The 18353-nt window shown below is 48.4% G+C and carries 16 protein-coding genes and 2 pseudogenes; 13 read left to right on the top strand and 5 right to left on the bottom strand.

Going from position 1 to position 18353, the window contains the following annotated elements; genetic code table 11:
- Positions 1-385: 385 nt before the first annotated feature.
- A protein-coding gene (locus tag ACN4EG_RS14350) for an IS630 family transposase (protein WP_431630391.1) occupies positions 386-1262 on the bottom strand; the annotation gives its coding sequence in 2 pieces (ribosomal slippage) (positions 386-931 and positions 933-1262; 876 coding nt in all).
- A gap of 288 nt (positions 1263-1550) precedes the next feature.
- On the opposite strand from ACN4EG_RS14350, the gene ACN4EG_RS14355 reads away from it, so the two are divergent.
- The 11 genes and pseudogenes from ACN4EG_RS14355 to ACN4EG_RS14405 all read left to right on the top strand — a co-directional run bounded on the left by ACN4EG_RS14355 (position 1551) and on the right by ACN4EG_RS14405 (position 13447).
- Positions 1551-3344 carry a protelomerase family protein gene (locus ACN4EG_RS14355; protein ID WP_431630392.1) on the top strand — a complete coding sequence of 598 codons (1794 nt, stop codon included), beginning with the start codon at positions 1551-1553 and terminating at the stop codon, positions 3342-3344.
- 233 nt (positions 3345-3577) lie between these two features.
- Positions 3578-4048: pseudogene (locus ACN4EG_RS14360) on the top strand (RNA-guided endonuclease InsQ/TnpB family protein); the annotation flags it as partial.
- Positions 4049-4189: 141 nt separating this feature from the next.
- A complete protein-coding gene (locus ACN4EG_RS14365; protein WP_431630395.1) occupies positions 4190-4726 on the top strand; it encodes an RpnC/YadD family protein in 537 nt (178 codons plus the stop codon).
- Between the two features lie 168 nt (positions 4727-4894).
- Positions 4895-5398 (top strand): annotated as a pseudogene (locus tag ACN4EG_RS14370) (IS3 family transposase); the annotation flags it as partial.
- 45 nt (positions 5399-5443) lie between these two features.
- Entirely contained in the window at positions 5444-5770 is a 327-nt protein-coding gene (locus ACN4EG_RS14375) for a hypothetical protein (RefSeq protein ID WP_431630397.1), read from the top strand.
- Positions 5771-6129: 359 nt separating this feature from the next.
- The gene (locus ACN4EG_RS14380) at positions 6130-8082 is read left to right on the top strand and encodes a response regulator (protein WP_431630399.1); all 1953 of its coding nucleotides are present in this window, start codon (positions 6130-6132) and stop codon (positions 8080-8082) included.
- Positions 8083-8164: 82 nt separating this feature from the next.
- Positions 8165-10330, top strand: coding sequence for an ATP-binding protein (locus ACN4EG_RS14385; RefSeq protein WP_431630400.1), 2166 nt, complete (start codon positions 8165-8167; stop codon positions 10328-10330).
- A 70-nt stretch (positions 10331-10400) separates the two neighbouring features.
- Positions 10401-10793, top strand: a complete 393-nt coding sequence (locus ACN4EG_RS14390) for a response regulator (RefSeq protein WP_431630402.1) — start codon at positions 10401-10403, stop codon at positions 10791-10793.
- Positions 10794-11114: 321 nt separating this feature from the next.
- Positions 11115-11975 carry a phycobilisome rod-core linker polypeptide gene (locus ACN4EG_RS14395; RefSeq protein ID WP_431630404.1) on the top strand — a complete coding sequence of 287 codons (861 nt, stop codon included), beginning with the start codon at positions 11115-11117 and terminating at the stop codon, positions 11973-11975.
- 45 nt (positions 11976-12020) lie between these two features.
- On the top strand, positions 12021-12758 hold the full coding sequence (locus ACN4EG_RS14400) for a phycobilisome rod-core linker polypeptide (protein ID WP_431630406.1): 738 nt from the start codon (positions 12021-12023) through the stop codon (positions 12756-12758).
- Between the two features lie 338 nt (positions 12759-13096).
- Positions 13097-13447: a CpeR family transcriptional regulator gene (locus ACN4EG_RS14405; protein WP_431630408.1), complete on the top strand. Its 351-nt coding sequence runs from the start codon at positions 13097-13099 to the stop codon at positions 13445-13447.
- A gap of 134 nt (positions 13448-13581) precedes the next feature.
- On the opposite strand, the gene ACN4EG_RS14410 is transcribed toward ACN4EG_RS14405, so the two are convergent.
- The 3 genes from ACN4EG_RS14410 to ACN4EG_RS14420 all read right to left on the bottom strand — a co-directional run bounded on the left by ACN4EG_RS14410 (position 13582) and on the right by ACN4EG_RS14420 (position 15833).
- A complete protein-coding gene (locus tag ACN4EG_RS14410) occupies positions 13582-14325 on the bottom strand; it encodes a phycoerythrobilin:ferredoxin oxidoreductase (RefSeq protein WP_431630409.1) in 744 nt (247 codons plus the stop codon).
- On the bottom strand, positions 14322-15059 hold the full coding sequence (locus ACN4EG_RS14415) for a 15,16-dihydrobiliverdin:ferredoxin oxidoreductase (RefSeq protein ID WP_431630411.1): 738 nt from the start codon (positions 15057-15059) through the stop codon (positions 14322-14324). Before ACN4EG_RS14415 ends, ACN4EG_RS14410 begins: the two co-directional genes overlap by 4 nt.
- A 183-nt stretch (positions 15060-15242) precedes the next feature.
- Positions 15243-15833 (bottom strand): phycobiliprotein lyase, encoded by a 591-nt coding sequence (locus tag ACN4EG_RS14420; RefSeq protein WP_431630413.1) that lies wholly within the window; start codon positions 15831-15833, stop codon positions 15243-15245.
- A 151-nt stretch (positions 15834-15984) separates the two neighbouring features.
- Here ACN4EG_RS14420 and ACN4EG_RS14425 point away from each other — a divergent pair, with 151 nt between their 5' ends.
- Positions 15985-16797, top strand: a complete 813-nt coding sequence (locus ACN4EG_RS14425; protein ID WP_431630415.1) for a pentapeptide repeat-containing protein — start codon at positions 15985-15987, stop codon at positions 16795-16797.
- Positions 16798-16803: 6 nt separating this feature from the next.
- Here ACN4EG_RS14425 and ACN4EG_RS14430 read toward each other — a convergent pair whose 3' ends face one another.
- Entirely contained in the window at positions 16804-17484 is a 681-nt protein-coding gene (locus ACN4EG_RS14430) for a HEAT repeat domain-containing protein (RefSeq protein ID WP_431630417.1), read from the bottom strand.
- A 329-nt stretch (positions 17485-17813) separates the two neighbouring features.
- Here ACN4EG_RS14430 and ACN4EG_RS14435 point away from each other — a divergent pair, with 329 nt between their 5' ends.
- A complete protein-coding gene (locus ACN4EG_RS14435; RefSeq protein WP_431630419.1) occupies positions 17814-18350 on the top strand; it encodes a phycobiliprotein lyase in 537 nt (178 codons plus the stop codon).
- Positions 18351-18353: the final 3 nt, after the last annotated feature.

An 18353-nucleotide genomic window follows, 5' to 3' on the forward strand; every position in this document is an offset into this window, starting at 1 on the left:
AACTTATCTGTATCCGTACGTACATCCTATCCATATCCATAAGCGATTCATATCATTCCAAACCTATACAAATCACTTATGGATAGCAACCGCATATTCATATAAATAGAACGAGCGCTGCGAGCCATATATAGCAATAGTTTTAGCGCTTACTATATATTCACTCTAGCGATCGTACTTTCATACGCCATTTGATATCCATATCATTTATGACCTGTTTTATATAATATTGATACAGATACGCTTGCTTTTAGTGAGTCTTACTTATAGATAGCTAATCAAAAAGATTGGATGATAAGGAATCTGTATCAATCCTTGTTTTTGCTCATAGGCATGAGTGCGTTATCTAACGCTCCTGCTCTATCTATAGCTGTAGCCAACTTTATTAGGACGCGGCCTGATTGAGCACAGCTTCCATAGCCTCGCGCAAAGTTGGGTACTGATCTAACTGGCGACGAATCCGACTTTTTAACCAAGCCCAACACTTTTCAATGCGATTCAGGTCGGGCGAATAGGGCGGCAAATAGACCACCCGTGCCCCTGCTGCCTCAATTAATTGGGCAATGCGGCCCCCATGATGAAAGGTGGCATTGTCCACAATCACCCACTCCCCTGGACGCAACTGGGGAATTAAGCACTGCTCTAACCAAGTCTCAAAGACTGTGCGATTACAAGAGCCTTCCACCGTAAAGGGGGCAATCAATTGCCCATCCCGATAGCCCGCAATCATGTTAACCCGTCCCTGACGCCGCCCTGATTTGAGTCCCTCAACCCGTTGCCCTATCGGCCCATAGCCATAACCATAGTCATCTCGTTCATCCATCCCGGACTCATCAACATAGACCAGATGAGGAGCCTTGAGGTCTCCTATCTCCTCAACAAACGCTTGCCGTTTCGCTTCATCGCGTTCTCGATAACCGTAGTTTTTTTTTACGGCTATAGCCTATTTTCTGTAACGCTCGACAGATGGTGCGTTGACTAATGTCGTCTTCCCACAACTGGGCTAGCTCCGCCTGGGTTTGATCGGGATGCTCGTCTACGAAGGCTTGAAACTTCTCCCAGTCGGTGATTTTGCAATTGTGCGGCGGCGCGGTGCGGTGCTTGGGCTGAATATCCCCAGTTTCGGCTTTGCGTTTGAGCCACAGGTCAATCGTATTGCGACTAATGTGAAACAATTCACTGACTTCTTGTTTTTTCAGTCCGTCCAATTCGATCGCTTCGATGACTTTGCGTCGAAAATCTTCACTGTAGGGTCGTGCCATGGTCAAGCAGGGGAAATCACTCACGTCCTTTCTAGTCTATGTCCTAACGGCGCTGGCTTTAGCTATAGCATTCAGCAAATATGTATAGCCCTACTAATTCACATAGAATCACTTGCATATAGATATTGATTGCAGTATGATATGGATATCAAAGACATCTGGTTTAATACGATCATGCAGTTCAACCGCTGAATCGGATAGCGTTCTTGATCACGTCTGACCTGACTAACTTTGCCTCTGCTTGCTCAGTCTAGGGCTTTGTTCATTTGACTCTCTAGGAGACCCGTTATGACCCGAAAATGGCTACAACGAGCAGTTGAATCCGACTACCTGCCTGCGATTAAAGCACTTAAACATACTCCCAAGGGACAACAACAGGCGGATGCACTCAATCAACAGATCCGCCAACAGTGGCGTGATCGCGGCTCTAAAACTTTGCTTCAACAACAGGGCTTGATGGATGACACTCGTAGAATTCTGAAGAATGAATTGGGGGAGGATCATTGGATTCTCAACCATATCAAGTTCACCACCGAGGAACACACTGAAATTAATACCCTCAAGCAAAAGCGCGTCAGCGATCGCAACGAGGCAACTCAACAAATTGATCATCCAGAAGCGATCGTCGCTGAGGCAGTTCGGCTCATGGAATTACCCAACTGGGAAAACATTGCAGCCGGATTAGCTGTGGTTACAGGACGACGGGTAGCAGAGATTTTAAGTACTGCCAAATTCGAGAAGAAATCACAGTGGAGCGTCATATTTACAGGGGCGTTGAAGCGCAGGGGTGAACCTGTGGAACTAGCATTTGAAATTCCCACACTTGCCCACGCCGATCGCGTGATCACGGCGCTGAATCGCCTCCGAGCCGAATTACCCGAAGCGATTCACATGAAACCCCGTGAGATTAACAAAAAGTATGAATCTGCGGTGGCGGCAATTTGCGATCGCACCTTCGCGAAGTTAGTCCCAACCAGAGAGGGTGAAGACAATCTCTACACCCACCTCTTTCGCGCCGTCTACGCCACGATCGCCACATTTTGGTATTGTCCCCCTTCGGTGAATGAAACCGAGTTCAAGGCGGCGATTCAAGGGCACTATGCCATTCGTGAGGCTAAGGATGATCAGTTGAAGCGTTCTCTCGCAGCTTCTCGGCATTATTCCGATTATGAGATTTCCGATCAGGAGATTGCTCATTACAACGGCAAGCGCAAGGGGATCAAGTTAGGAGTGAGTGGGATTGAACCCATTGAGCAGTTCCAACAAGCAATGGAACCAAAGCCCCAAAAACCGCGCAGAGAAGGGACATCGTATCGGATGTGGAAGGAGGATAAACAGCGCCTACAACAGCTTCTAGAACGATTTGAGGGGACGCAATATGAGCGCTTTCATGCGTTCCTCGATCAGTTGGAAACACAGCAGAATCAACTCAATCGATCTCAACCAGAATCGACTGAAACAGAAGTAGAGGATGTCCCGATGCAAACTCAAGTTGTAGAAACTCAGCCTGAATTGGATAAATCCGAATTGGATAAGACTGCAATTGCTACTCCACAAGACTCAAAGTTTGAGCAGTTGCTCGATGCGATCTCCCAATTGGTCGAGGTGCAGAAAGCACTGATTCCGACGTTGGCTCAGGCTCAATCCACTCCATTAATCAAAGCGACTAGAGCGACGAAAACTAGTGTGGCTCCAAAAGCTGACCAGGAGCAACCAACGCAAACAGAGAAACTACCTAGACAACGGTCAGGCGCAGCGGAAACGAGCGGTCTACTGAATCAGGCAATTGATGCCATTATCGAGTACAACAATCAGCCAGGTCGCAAACATCAAGAAAAATGGGCAATTGGTATCAATACGTTAAAGGCGTTTGTCAAAAGTCAGGAAGCGATCGTCGCCGCGATCGGGGGTAAAAATCGTAAAGGTGAACTGATCGTGGGCACGAGACAACAAGAGATTCAGCAGCACCATCAGAAGCATCAACTCGACCCCGATAAACATAACTATGTGCATCGGGGGAAAACCAAAATCGATGATGTTGTAATCATGACAACACTGAACAGAGAAGCAATTCAACACTAGATTTTCTGAAAAAACGCAACATTTCAAGCAAAGGCACTTCACTATCGCAAAACAAAAAGACATTAACTCCCAGTGATTTCTAACAATTAGCACGATCGATGAACTTCCATTGCACTCCTGAACAACCCCGAGAGCACAGGTGTAGAGTATGCCAGTGTTATCTCTGGAATCTCAATGATGCTCAACTTAACCACTGCCTCTGATTCATCGACGCTCGATAAGGTTCAAATCGTCGAAAGAAAGCAATTAAGCGAATCGCTAAAGCACATCTGAAAGTCGCCAATCAGCGTAAAGACTTTCATTACAAAACAGCCAAAAAGCTTTTATCTCAAGGGAAGCACGTTGCTCATGAAAAGCTGAATATCAAAGGGATTGCAAGAACGAGGCTTGCAAAATCAACGCATGATGCTGGATGGGGACAATTCCTGCAAATTCTCTCAATCAAGGCTGAAAGAGCCGGATTGCTGGGAATTGCGGTGAATCCAAACGGCACATCTCAAAACTGCTCTGGATGCGGTACAAAGGTTCCCAAAAAGCTAAAGGACAGACTTCACGCCTGTCCTGAGTGTGGGTTGACGATTGACCGTGACCACAACGCGGCTATCAATATCAAGTATTCGGCGGTAGGGCATTCCGTCGATAAAGCTCAGGTAACGTCCGAAGCAATAGCTGGAGTCACTGAGAAGCCCGCTCTGTATGCGTAAGCATCAGAGTCGGGAGTATGTCACTCGGTCGCGCTCATCGTAGTCGTAGTCATAGAACGAAGATCGTTTTCACCATGCGACCCAAGTCGTCGTATTCGTAGGTCGTGACGTGGCCCAAGGCATCCGTCTCAGAAGGATGAGTTGACTGAAGATGATTTGCCAATCCTGTGGATCCTAGCAGCGACAACTTCACGACCATTGCTGAAAGCGGCAAATGTGATAACTCAGCCAAGCTGGCCATCGGGGGTGTATTTTATGGGCGATCTGCTGAAGACGGCGATCGTCGCTATCGATCAGCTTCCTGTAATTCCAGAAACGTTATTGCTGCGGGTGTTGGGGCGAGACAATACACAGAAGGTGGCAATCGAGGAGGTGATTGCGTTGCCCAATGATTCGCCGCAACGATGGCGAATTTTGCGGCTGGTGGCGAGTTGGAAGATTAGAATAGACTTGGGTGAGTTAGAGGGTTTTGTGCAACGGGAGGACATTATGGCTATTACGAAAGCGTTTGAGGTTTGGGAGCAAGAGACTGAAAGTAAAGTGCGTCAGGCTAGAGAAATTGAGATTGCCCAAAATCTTCTGAAACAAGGGATGTTGTCGATCGAAGCAATCTCTCAAGCTACCGGACTCACGATCGAACAAGTTCAACAACTTCAAGCTCAGACAGAACAAAATTAGGCACGACTCGTTAATGCTTTGTCTCCAGAGCAGTTGTAAGCCTTGGAGATCGCCCTCCTCCAGTTTGACACGATCGAGGATCTGAACAACTGGCTGGATAATCAAGGGTAGGGGCGATCTATCAAGCATCGGGAGTTATCGATCAAACAATTTCAACAGTGTCAATATCGGGTGATGAACTTGGTGATCGAGCGCCCAGATCAAGTCTGGGTGGCCGATATCACCTACATCAAGCTAAATCAGGAGTTCGTTTATCTAGCGGTGGTGATGGACGTATTCACTCGCAGCATACGAGGCTGGCACCTGTCTAGGAGTATAGATCAGAGTTTGACCCTGACTGCGTTGGGCAAAGGATTAGAGAGAGGACGACCCGAAATCCACCATTCGGATCAAGGTGTACAATACGCCGCAAACGAGTATGTTGCCCTGCTGAAAAAACACCGAGGTGAGATCAGCAGGGCGGAAGTGGGTCAAGCTTGGCAGAACGGATATGCAGAGCGGCTGATGAGGACGATCAAAGAGGAGGAAGTGGATTTATCGGAATATCGCAACTTTACGGAAGCTTATGAACAGATAGAACATTTTCTGGAGGATGTTTACATGAGGAAGAGGATTCATTCGTCATTGGGTTATCTAACACTGGAGGAATATGAAAAGAAATGGAATCGATAACAGAAATAGAAATGTGGAAAAAAGGAGAGAAGATCCTTAGATCTTATGTTTTCGTGTCCGAAAGGAAGGGGTCACTTCACCCATCAACCGAAGCGCATTAAGGCTTCTGTTCAAAATAGCCAACAACTCATTGATGCTTGGATTGCGGCTATTATGGCTTACAATGACACACCCGATCGTCGCCATGATGATAAATGGGCTATCACAATCTCACTGCTCAAAGGGGTCGGTTGCTCTCAACCTAGAGTCGAAAAAACCCTGCGCGAAAGACAGGATATTCAAGTCCATCATCAGAATCATCTAATCGACCCTACTAAACATAATCTTAAACATCGTGGGAAACAGAAAATTTCTGATGTCATTACGATTTAAAAAAATTGTGACCCGCTGATTGATTGTCTTACGATAGGCTTGTGATAGTTGGGCGGCTGGTATACGTACAGATGTAAATCGGGCTAACGCAATTACCTACGGCAGCATGGTTGGAGGTGAGATCTCTATGGGGAAAATTTACGATCGCTTCTTCGGTTAAGCAATATCAATCCTCGTAAGTGTATGTGTACAATATGCATAAAGCGATTCATCCGGTGCTTGAGTTAATATTGGCACCTTATTCGATGAATCGCTTTTTATCAATTTTATTCCATTTTCCTCTAGAGAAAATGTCTAGAGTATTTGGGATAGCCAGATATCTAAAGTGGGATACAAAAATACAGTTTCCCGGAGATTTTATGAAAATTTTATTAGTTGAAGATGACGAAATTACTGGCTTATCTCTAGTCGAAACCCTGAGTGCTCACCAATATATCGTAGACTTAGCCAGGGATGGGGAAACAGGATTAACCTTCGCACAGACATCAGACTATAACTTAATTTTACTCGATGTCATGCTGCCAAAATTAGATGGCCTTACCATTTGTCAGCAGTTGCGCAAGCAAGGGTATAACCGATCAATTTTGCTGCTGACAGCCAAAGATGGAACCCACGATCGTGTGCTGGGGTTGGATGCAGGAGCCGATGACTACGTGGTTAAGCCCTTTGACCTTCCAGAACTGCTAGCACGCATCAGAGCCTTGTTAAGACGCAGTCAAGAATCAACCACATCGGTGATTACTTGGGAAAATCTGCGATTTGACTCTAGCAATGGCGAAGTCACTTACAACAGCAAAACACTCCATTTAACTCCAAAAGAATTTTGTGTTTTGGAACTATTTCTCTGTAATCCTAAACGGATTTTCAGCCGTAGTGCCATCCTCGATCGCCTGTGGGACTTTGCTGACTCTCCCGGAGAAGAAACCGTCAGCAGTCATATCTACAGTCTGCGACAAAAGTTAAAAGCCGCCGGGTCGATCGACCCCATTGAAACTGTCCACGGACTGGGCTATCGGCTACGGGCATTGATCTCGGAACCCAGTCCCACCCGCCAGGAAGCCAGACCCGCCGCACAGGTCGAACCCGCCCCTTCAGGCCCACAATTACGCCAACACCACCACACCAAAGAACGGCTCAACCGCAGCTGGAAGAAGTTTAGACCCAAACTGGCTAGACAAATGACTGAACTGGAAAACCAGTTGCAAGCATTATTAGCCGAATTAGCCAACCCCGAATCTTCAGGAACCCAGCAAACCGCTGCACAACTAGCCCACCAACTGGTGGGATCCTTGGGGGTATTTGGGTGGCAGGCCGCAACCACTCTTTTGCGCCAGATTGAAACACAGTTACAGTCGGATCACCCCCCAAGGGCGCAGCCACTGGAATGGGCTATCCAGCAGGTGCAGCAGATTCAACAGCAAATGAACCAGATCCAAAGCTTGGAGCAGTTCCCCCACCATCAGCTAGATCGTCAGCCGTTCACTAGTCCCGCCCCAATGACCTCCAGTCGGTCGCAGACCATCGCCCTGTTGCCCCACTTCCTCCAAAGAACTCCACTGATTTTAATTGTTGATGATGATTTGCTGTTAGCAGAGCAAATTCGTATAGAGGCGATTATTTTGGGATGGCGCGTAGAAGTAGCAACCGACTTAACCGTAGCCCGTGCAATGATCTGTAAACAGCCACCCGATGCAATCGTCCTAGATCTCAACTTTCCAGCATCCCAGGAAGATGGATTAGCGTTACTACGGGAGTTAACCCTCGATCGGCCTCAGATTCCTGTCCTCGTGTTTACCGCCCGTGAAAGCCTACCCGATCGAGTAGAAGTGGTACGTCTAGGAGCCTGCGCTTTTTTGCATAAACCCATCACCATTCCGAAAATTCTGCAAACGATCGTCGATGTGTTGAACCAAAGCCATCGATTAAAGCCCAATCGCGTAATGGCCGTAAACCACGATCTCCAGAGCTTAACCCACTTGACCCAATGGCTACGATCGTGGAACGTAGAAGTCACGCCCCTCGAACAACCCCAACAATTTTGGGACATCTTGACCACGACAAGCCCCGATCTACTGGTCTTAGACTGGGATCTACCCACCTTCAGCGGAGTCGAACTCTGTCAGGTAGTCCGCCACGATCCACAGTGGCAAACATTACCCATCTTAGTTGTCACCGAACAAACCGATCGCGATTCCATCCAGCAAGTGTTCGCAGCAGGAGCCAATGACTTTATCCCTAAACCCATGGTTGAAGCCGATCTCGTGACCCGCATTGTCAGCCGACTAGGGGGAATGCGGACCACACGCCCTTAGATTGATTTACTTATCGTATTACTGATCGTATTCATCATTGCTTTTCCCAATCGCGTTTTCTAGTCACTGCCCGTAAGCACCCATGGCCTCGTCTCCCAATCAATTCCAGGTATCTTCCACTTCTATCTCATCTTCCATCTCCAATTCAATCTCCAAAACCAGCACCGCAGGAACCACCGTGCTACTGCGACTCAAGCAAGCAGATTTAATCATTCAGCAAGCAAGTGGCACTGCCATCGAACTACTAGGGCAATCCATCAAATCCCTGCGAAAACAGCCATTAGCAGAGTTTTTACCCTCCTCTCAAATCAAGCGCTTGCGCCAAACCTTACAAGCATCCAACCTAAGCCAGCCAATCCTACAACTACAATGGCGCAGCGGGAAAACCGCTCCACCACGGCTCCTCCAAGGACGGTTACACCACCTCGGAAAGTCCTGGATTTTAGAATTAAGCCCAATGCTTCAAACCGACAGCGGACTACGCCAACAAGTAGAACGGGAACGAATCTTAGCCGCGATCGCCCAAAATATTCGCGAATCCTTGGACTTGCAAACCATTTTGGCAGCCGCAGTCACCGAAGTACAAGCGCTACTTCAAGCTGATCGGGTATTAGTGTATCGAGTGTGGGACAACGGCACAGGCAGCGCGATCGCTGAAGCCACCGCCCCCGGCTGGATCAAAGTCCTAGACTTCCTCTTTCCCGAAGAAGTCTTTCCCGAAGAAGCCCGACTGAACTACCTGCAAGGCCGAATTTATACCCTCACCGATCGCGATCGCGAAGCAGTCATTCCCTGTCTGGCAGAATTTTTAATTCAAATCCAAGTCCGAGCCAAACTAGTCATCCCCATCCTTCAGCAAGATAGACTCTGGGGACTATTAATCGCCCACCAGTGCAGCCAGTCGCGCCAGTGGCAAGAGTGGGAGATCACCTTACTGCAACAAATCGCCACCCAAATGGCGATCGCCATTCAGCAATCGGAACTATACCAACAACTGCAAGAAGAACTCAGCGAACGCAAACGCATCGAAAAAGCCCTACGCCAAAGCGAAGCCCTATTTCGATCGCTCAGTGAATCTTCACCCATTGGCATCTTTCGGATGGATGCCACAGGACAATGGATTTACACCAATCCACGCTGTCAGACCATCGGAGACTTCAGCTTTGAAGCAGCCTTGCAAGACGGTTGGAAACGCTTTATTCACACCGACGATCGCGACGAATTTTGGCAGCAATGGCAATTAGCTGCAGCCCATAACCAAGAATTCTCAGCAGAGGTCAGATTTGTCCGGCGCGATGGCATTATCCGCTTCTGCCGCATTCAAACAGCACCCGTCTTTTCTGCTCAAGAAGAACTCACTGGACACGTAGGCACTGTAGAAGACATCACAGAAAGCCGCGCAATCGCCCAGATGAAAAACGAATTTATCTCAATCGTCAGTCACGAACTACGAACCCCCCTCACCGCAATTCGGGGTTCCCTTGGATTATTAGCCAATGGCGTCTACGACCAAAAACCCCAACGGGGCAAACGCATGCTGCAAATTGCCTCCACCCAAACCGATCGCCTTGTACGCTTAGTCAATGACATTTTGGACCTAGGCCGCTTAGAATCTGGGCGCGTTACCCTAGCCAAGCAGCCCTGCTCTGTCTTAACCCTCATGCTGCAATCTGTAGACGCTATGCGCGTAGAAGCAGAACAAAATGGCATTACACTCTCATTTATTCCCCTCAACCTGGACGTATGGGCTGACCCAGACTCCATTATTCAGACCTTAACTAACCTAATTAGCAATGCCATCAAATTCTCCAAACCCAACAGCACCGTTTGGATCACCGCAGAATTAATTGAAGATAAAAATACCAATCGACAACGGGAAATCCCAGTCCCCTCCCATCGAACCACCCAGAAGCCCCCAACCAGCCCAACCAGCAGCCAGCCCCTGAAATCCTCAGAATCAGCCTCTCACAGCGGGAATGCAGCCTTCCCCCCCCAACTCCAGCCCCCCTACATCCTATTTCAAGTCAAAGACCAAGGACGGGGAATTCCGGCTGATAAGCTAGAAAGTATCTTTGGACAGTTCCAGCAAGTTGATGCATCCGATTCCCGCAAGAAAGGCGGCACCGGATTAGGACTCGCGATTTGTCGCAGTATTATTCAACAACACGGAGGCCGCATTTGGGCTGATAGTGTTTTAGGCGAAGGGAGCACATTTTATTTCACCCTCCTTTTACCACCCTTGCCCTAAGGGACAGATCTCAAGATTGTTCGATCGCTGCAAGCCAGCGATCGCCTTTAAAAAACTTTAGGATCCGGCAATGTCTAGCAAACGAGTATTAGTCATTGACGACGAAGAAGTCGTTCAAGAAGTTATTCAAGGCTGCCTAGAAGATGTAGCAGGCTGGGAAACTCTCCTAGCCAGTTCAGGACGAGAGGGATTGCAGAGCGCAGCCACCGAACACCCCGACGTAATCCTACTCGATGTGTCCATGCCAGATATGGATGGGGTGGAAACCTTTCACCATTTAATGGACAACGCGACTACTTGCACAATTCCCGTCATCTTATTAACCGCCAAAATCCAACCCGCCGATCAAGCCCGATTTGCAGAACTCGGCATCGTTGGCGTCATTGCCAAACCCTTTGACCCCATGACCTTAGCAGAGCAAGTAGCCGAGACATTGGGTTGGAACCTAGAAGCGATCGAGTGATTTATCGTCCAGATCAAATCAATTTACTTTTTGAACCATCTTCAAATTTTCTTTAAAAGTCTTTCCTAAAGTATCTCTGTTTACGACTTCGTCCTAAGTTAGAGCATCAACTGCAACAAATGACTTGTCTACCCCAATTTCTTGGGGAATTTCGAAGTCTTGAGTTGCACGCCCAACGCCAGCCCATCAGTTCATTCTGATTCAGTGATTTAGTTCATGTTGTATTTTGATCGGTCAGTGTTTGATCGATTAGTTTTTGATTGGCTGATTTGTTCATGGCAATCTCGGACTTCTGTTGGTTGTAATAGGAGAACTTTGTTCATGGTATTTGGACCCGCTTCCCGTTTAGGCGTTGCCCTATTTGACAGTACCCCGCCGATCGAGTCCGCACCGGGCAGCTCTAACGAAGATAAAGAAACCACCATTCGCGTCATTTATCGGCAGATTCTGGGAAATGCCTACGTCATGGAGAGCGAACGCCTCACCGTCCCCGAATCGCAATTTAAGCGCGGCGAACTCAGTGTGCGTGAATTCATTCGCCAAGTTGCTAAGTCCGATCTTTATCGCACCCGGTTCTTTAGCAATGTGCCCCGTTATCGAGCAATCGAACTTAACTTCCGCCATCTCTTAGGCCGTACCCCTGCAGATCTAGAAGAAATGCGCACCCACAGCACCATTCTCGATACCGCAGGCTTTGAAGCGGAGATCGATTCCTACCTAGACAGCGACGAATATCAAACGACGTTTGGCGAAAACATCGTTCCTTACATTCGGGGTTACAAAACAGACGCCACCCAAAACATGGTGCAATTCACCCACCTGTTTGAAATGGTGCGCGGTGCATCCAGCAGCAGCCTGAAAGGCAACCTAGCTGGCAAGAGCCCTCGCTTAAATTCCTTAGTGATTCAATCTACCCCCACAGCGGTGGTTTCTCCAGGCAGCGCTGGGGCCACCTTCCGGGCTCCGGCCAACACAGCCCGCACTTGCCAACGGTTCAACGGGGCAGATTCTGGCAAAGTTTATCGGATCGAAGTCACCGGATATCGCGCTAAAACCGTTAAATCCGTTTCCCCTTACCGTCGCAGTAACCAAGTTCTCTTTGTTCCGTTTGAGCAGTTATCTTCAGCCTACCAACGGATTCATCGGCAGGGTGGCGTCATTGCCAGCATCACCCCTGTCTAAGATCCAACTCAAGCTTTTGTAATTCTCAAGTGACATCAATAAATTATGGAAACCCTTGAATTGCGATCGGTTCGATCGTCCGAAGAAGTACAAGAAGCCATTCGCGCAGTTTACAAACATGTCCTGGGCAATCCCCACGTCATGGACAGCGAGCGACTGGTGACCGCCGAATCCAAGTTAGCCGAAGGCAGCATCACCATACGGGAATTCGTGCGCGCAGTTGGCCAATCAGATTTTTACCGCTCACGTTATTTTGAAACCTGCTCCCCCTATCGGTTTGTAGAACTCAATTTCATGCATTTCCTGGGGCGGGCTCCCCAATCCCAGGAAGAATTGTCAGCGCATGTCGTACGTTGCGTCACCGAAGGTTATGCCGCTGAGATTGACTCCTACATTGATAGTGAAGAATATCAAAGCGCCTTTGGGGAGCACAATGTGCCCACCTATCGTCGGAGCAGCGAAGCGGGGCTGAAACAGGTCAGCTATAACCGTTTGTTTGCGATCGATCGCGGGCCTGCCCAAGTCAGCAGTGCAGTTAAAGCACCGCAATTGGTGTATGCCGTGGCTGCCAATGCCGCTAATGCCATCAAACCGGCTAAAGCAACTGTGATCGGATCAGGGACTGAGCGCCGCTTCAAAATTGTGGTGCAAGGTGCAAAATTCGATAGCCCTCGCCGAGTCAGCACCAGCGAATACATTGTTTCCGCCAGCAAGATGACCCCGCAGATTCAGCGGATTCATCGTTCCGGCGGCAAGATCGTCAGCATTACTGAAATCGCATAGTTGCGATCGAATCATTGCAATGGTTCTGCCATTGATCATTGCAATGATTCAGCGCAACGATTCAGCCAATTGCATCATTCCCGTTCTAAGTAGCAACCCGAAGCATCGGAGGAACCCTTTCCTCCTGCTTCGCTAGAGTTGTGCGGCCTTTTTTGCCTTGTTCTGGTTATCAGTTAAACGTTTTGGTTGAACGTTTTGGTTGAACGTTTTCATCTCTGCGAGATTGATTAATTGTGAGATTGCTTGCGACTGACTGTTATCGCATCCACAGTTTCCTACCTACAGTTTCCCATCCCTTACTTTTGGGACTTTGACCATTTATTTGTATTGCGATCGTAATGAAGGGATTACGCGACTGTCTTGAAAAAGAGCTGGCTGTAACAATGCTGCCGCCAGAAGCCGAAAAAAAGCTGAAATGTTGGATTCGGAGCCGTCACTTAATTTGCTCAGGCAACTTTTTTATTTTTCAAACCGTTGATTATGCCGCCCTCGATCGCTTCTCCACCTGTGTCACCATCCTAGGCGGCACCATTATTTCCGTAGACCCGATCGACAAAATTTGGATGGGCGATCACCGTCAAGTCGTTTTATATCAAGCTAAAGCCAGTTTGCACACCCCCTGCCACAGCTTAAAACAGTACTGGATTAAGTACGGCAGCTTCCGAACTCGATTTGAACTCCAAATTTAAAGTCTGCAAAACACTCAGAGAACAACAAAAAAACCATCATAAAAAACGCCTCATTTCCATGGGGCGTTTGGGAGAGGTTTCAAAAGCAATGTACGAGAGATCCTAGACCACGAAGCAAAACCGTTCGGCAAAACTCATTCAGCGATCGCTAACTTGCGTTCCAGATCAAACAAAAAGCCATGGATATATTCTTCTGTCCAAGCTTCTCCATAAAAGCGCCGGAACATTCCCCGCGCCGGGTCTTTTTCAGCCCGATAACGCAAGTAACGCAATTGAGATTGTTCGATCGCCTGCAATGCCTGCGGATCAGTCACGGGTTCCGCCCGATCTACAAAATCCAGATAGGCATTGAGATAATCTTGAAAGGCTTGAAACACCTGAGTTTCCACAACTTCAGTAAATTGGGGGCGCGTCCACAGAAAAACCGGGGAGAAAAACGGCTTCGCTTCGTCGGGAAAATCGCCCCCCCAAGGCAGCTGCTGCTGGTGTTGGCGGAAAATCGGCAAAATTGGATCACTATAGCGCGATCGATAGGCGTCATCATGGAACAAAGGTTGCATATCCAACGCAATTAAATGGCCACCCGGCAGCGTCACCAAATCCGCCCCAAAAAACGGCAGATCGTAATTTAATTGCGGGAAAATCACAAAATTCAAAACCTGTAGAGACTGTCCACCCTGCACATGAGCCGCTCGAATTTGCCGCAGCTTGGTAGTTTGAAACCCATAACTCGTCGTCAGCACCGTTTCTTCGTGTTTGCCCTTACCGACGATCGCCTGCTTCGACTCAAATCCAGCCGGAATGGGATAATCTTGCAAATCCCAACGAGACCTTAGACGATCGATCGCATAATCAAGAAACGGTTCGTAAAGAGTCATGCAGCTACAGCCAACGGAACAGCATCTTCAAACAAAAATTCGTACAAAAAGCGCTCAGACCACTCATGGCCAAAATAGCTACTAAATAATCCAGACGCCGGATCGCGATCGGCGCTGTACTGATCATAGTCCTTTTGCGCCTTCACCACCCGTTGCACCGATTCAAAATACACCGATGGAACCACCTGATCCAACAGCTTCCAGTAGAGGCTTAAATAATCCTTAAATGCCTCAAACACTCGCGTTGCAACAGTTTCTGGATTCGTCTTAGCAAACAGCAGATACTTAGAGAAGTACTGATTTGCATCGTAGAACTTCATTTCCAAATCCTGTTCCAGATCCGGATAGCGATCGTGCAAAAGTTGTAAAGGACGAATATAGCGATCGAGATAATCTTCATCCTGAAATAACGGTTGAAAATCCATCACAATCAAATTCTTCACCTGCCCAAAAGAGAGAAAATCTACCCCAAGAAGCGGCAAATCGTAATGATGGCTAGGATAGATTACACAATTAAAAATCTGCGCACTGACCCCAGCATCAATATAGGTATAGCGAATCTTCCGCAACTCCGAGCACTCATAGCACCAGCTTTGAATCGTCGCTGGATTTTTGCCACGTTGACTCACGTTGTACTCTAAACCAGAAGGAATGGGGCGCTGCTTAAGATCAAATCGTTGAAATAGCTCCTGTTCTAAATGCTCGACAAACGGCTTGTACATAGAACCTAGCATCTCGTAAACTCCCCTGAGAATAGAGGAGTCCCTCTCGCAAAATCCTCAATATGCACAACAAAGCAATAATCTGTAACGATTACTTTAATCAACACTATCTATGCTATAGGCGATGATGCTATCGCTGACAGTATTGTTAGAGGACAGCCATGACTCTGCCATGACTCTGCCATGACTCTACCATCACTGAGGGGACGTGCTCTGGGGATGCTGCGCAATGAGTTCCTGCAACTGGCTAGGAGCCACACATCGCCGTTCTGAGCAATAGGCTATCAGGTTAATCCCACCCATCATCCGCACCGTGCTGACCCGTACCCGAAAATCATCCGTAATAAACCAGCACCGCTCTTGGCCCTGATTATTTTCGTACTCAGTTTCGATCGTCAACAGCCCATCCTGCCCAAACCAATAGCGGCTAATTACCGGGATTTTTTCCACATATCCTTCATTGCGTAAAATGCGCCCCGATCTGCCCGTCGCATCATCAGGAACATCCACCAAAATCGCAGCATAGTTGGGATTCGGAGCCTCATCATCCAGATTTTGCTGCCATGCAAAACTCGCCCCCCCCATCGCACAACTCGGATCAATCCCCTGGGCTAAACAAATTTTTTGAACCCGAGCATCACTCGCATCCAGCACCTGAATATGCAAATTCGATTCCCCCGATTCATCCGCCCCACGATCGAAATGATGCACCGCACGATTCGTAAACCACATCCCTTCACTCTTTCGAAAAAACGCCATCAACGTCATCGGAGGTATAAAACTCATCGATTAAACATCCCTGTCAAATTTCACGTATTTAGATTTTCTCATCCAGCTTATTCAAAACCCAATCGCACCGTAAAATAACAAAAAAGAATTCCTCCATCAACACAATCATCCCAACAATCATCCCAACAGCATCCCCACGATCAGCACCATGGTTTTATTAACACCCTCTTCAGACATTTGGAAACAACTCCGATCGGGGGAATCCTTCGATCGTCAAGACTTTTCATACCTGAACCTAGCGGAAAAAGACTTTGCCAACCAGAACTGGAGCGGCATCCGCATGCTAGGTAGCAACCTAGGTCACACCCATTTACAAGCCGTTAATCTTCAAGGAGCCGACCTGCGCGGCAGCAACTTTTCAGCCGCCAACTTACAAAGCGCCAATCTCCAGAACGCTTGCCTCAGCCGAGCTGATCTCCGGGATACCGACCTACGCGAAGCCAATTTAGCCGGAGCCAACTTAAAAGGAGCCCGCTACAGTGCCCACACCCAGTGGCCCGAAGGCTTTGCCTACAAAACCAGCGGCGCGATCGGCCCCCACGCCCAACTGAACGGAGCCTTTCTCAACACCGCCAACCTGCGAGGACTCGATCTAAGCGGAGCCAATTTCCTCGGTGCCTATCTCAGCGGCACCGACTTCACCGGAGCCAACTTACACAACGCCCGCCTCAGTGGAGCCGACCTGCGCCGCGCCTTTTTGACCGGAGCTTACCTGCGCGGCGCACGACTCAATGGAGCCGACCTCCAAGACTGTGACTGTCGAGGGGCCGACCTCGGCGAAGTCGAACTCGAAAACCTGCAAAGCATCGCCGGAGCAGACTTTTCCCAAGTGCAAAACCTATCGGAGCAAGCCCGATCGCAATTGCTCAGCCGATCGAGTCGCGAATTAGACGTCTGGAACGCTTACACCCGAACCACCACCCGCAATAGTTTGCACTTGCCATCGCAATCATCACCTTAAATCGATTTAATGCGACTCCGGCATAGAAACCTCTAGCAACTCCTCAAGAGCCGCCGCCACCACCCGATAATCGGGATCTTGGCGTAACTCGATGAGAGCCCTTTTCGCCTGGGAATCATCAAAGCGCTTCAACGCATAGGCCACCCGTTGCCTTGTGCGAACATCCTCCGATCGCCCGAGCGTTAGCAATTGATCCAGCGCTTCAGCTTGCTTGGGGGTATGGGCTAAGAGGCCCAGACCATCGATCGACGATTCATAAACCGTCGCATCCTCCCCCGCCAAGCCTTGCAGACAGACCTCATAGAAATCCTCCGGACAATCCAACTCCGCGATCGCCCCCAAAATACTGCGACGCACCAACCAGTGATCATCCTGGACAAATGCCTGTACCAAGTGAGACACCGCCACCCGACCAAATAAAGATAGAGAATTCGCCGCCTCCGCCCGCACACTTGGTGTATCATCCACCTTCATCATTTTCAACAGCGCCGCAAACGATTCCGCCGTATTTTTTTGGCCCAGACCCATCGCCACAAACGTGCGCACCAGAAATTCTCGATCCTCCACCGATCGCACTAGAATCGGCACTGCCACCTCAGAGTCATAGGTTTTCAGGGCAGAAATTGCCTTGAGGCGATATTGAAAATCTTCTTGTTGCAAAGCCGTTTGAATTTCATCAATGTTCATAGAAAAACTCAAAAACTTTAAACCTTAAAATTCAGTAAAATTCAGTTCTAATACCAAATCAACTAGTAATTGCAACACATAACGATCCCCCTAAATCCCCCTTAAAAAGGGGGAATTTGAAAGGATTTGCCTAAATTCCCCCTTTTTTAAGGGGGCTAGGGGGGATCGGATCTGTAGCATTTAATGAATCAATTTGGTATAAGATGTCGTTTTGTAAATCGCGTCTCCACAGCTCGCAATTTGGGGGCCGATCGTTTGGTATCTTAATTCCAGCTACATTGCCTCACACCCACAGAATTTCTAAACATTCTTTGCAAGAAACGATTTAAATGGACATTACCCAGTTTGTCGAGCAATCCATTGGTCGTTGGAAATCCCAACGGAGCGCTCATCATTTGATTTTTGCTCATTTTGAGGCAGTGCGATCGGAAATTTCGATTGAAAAATTAGCCAATGATGATCCAGTCGTCATTGACCTCTGTAAAGCCTACAGCGTTAACCCAGCACAGATCGCCCAACCCTTTCGCATGAGTTGGCAGGGCGAATCCGATTGGGATGACGATGGAGATCCCCTAGAAGGCAGCACCGTTCTCATCCCCGTACCCGACCCCGATCGTGCCAACCATGGCAAACTATTGCGGGAGCAGGGCTACGCAGAAACCATTCCCGCCGTCGGGCACTATCACCTGACCGAAGACGGCACTTTTGTATTACTTACCGAATACGATCGCGCCGCCGCCGAAGAAAAAATTTGGTTTGCCAATCCTAACGTCCGTTGTCGCGTCTCCTTTATTAAAACCAGTGATGGCTCCGGCATTGTCACCGCCTCCTTTTCCTCCGAAATTCGAGACCTATCAGCCCCTTAGTCT

This window comes from Alkalinema pantanalense CENA528, from assembly GCF_050753345.1.
Classification (GTDB): Bacteria; Cyanobacteriota; Cyanobacteriia; order Leptolyngbyales; family Leptolyngbyaceae; genus Alkalinema; species Alkalinema pantanalense.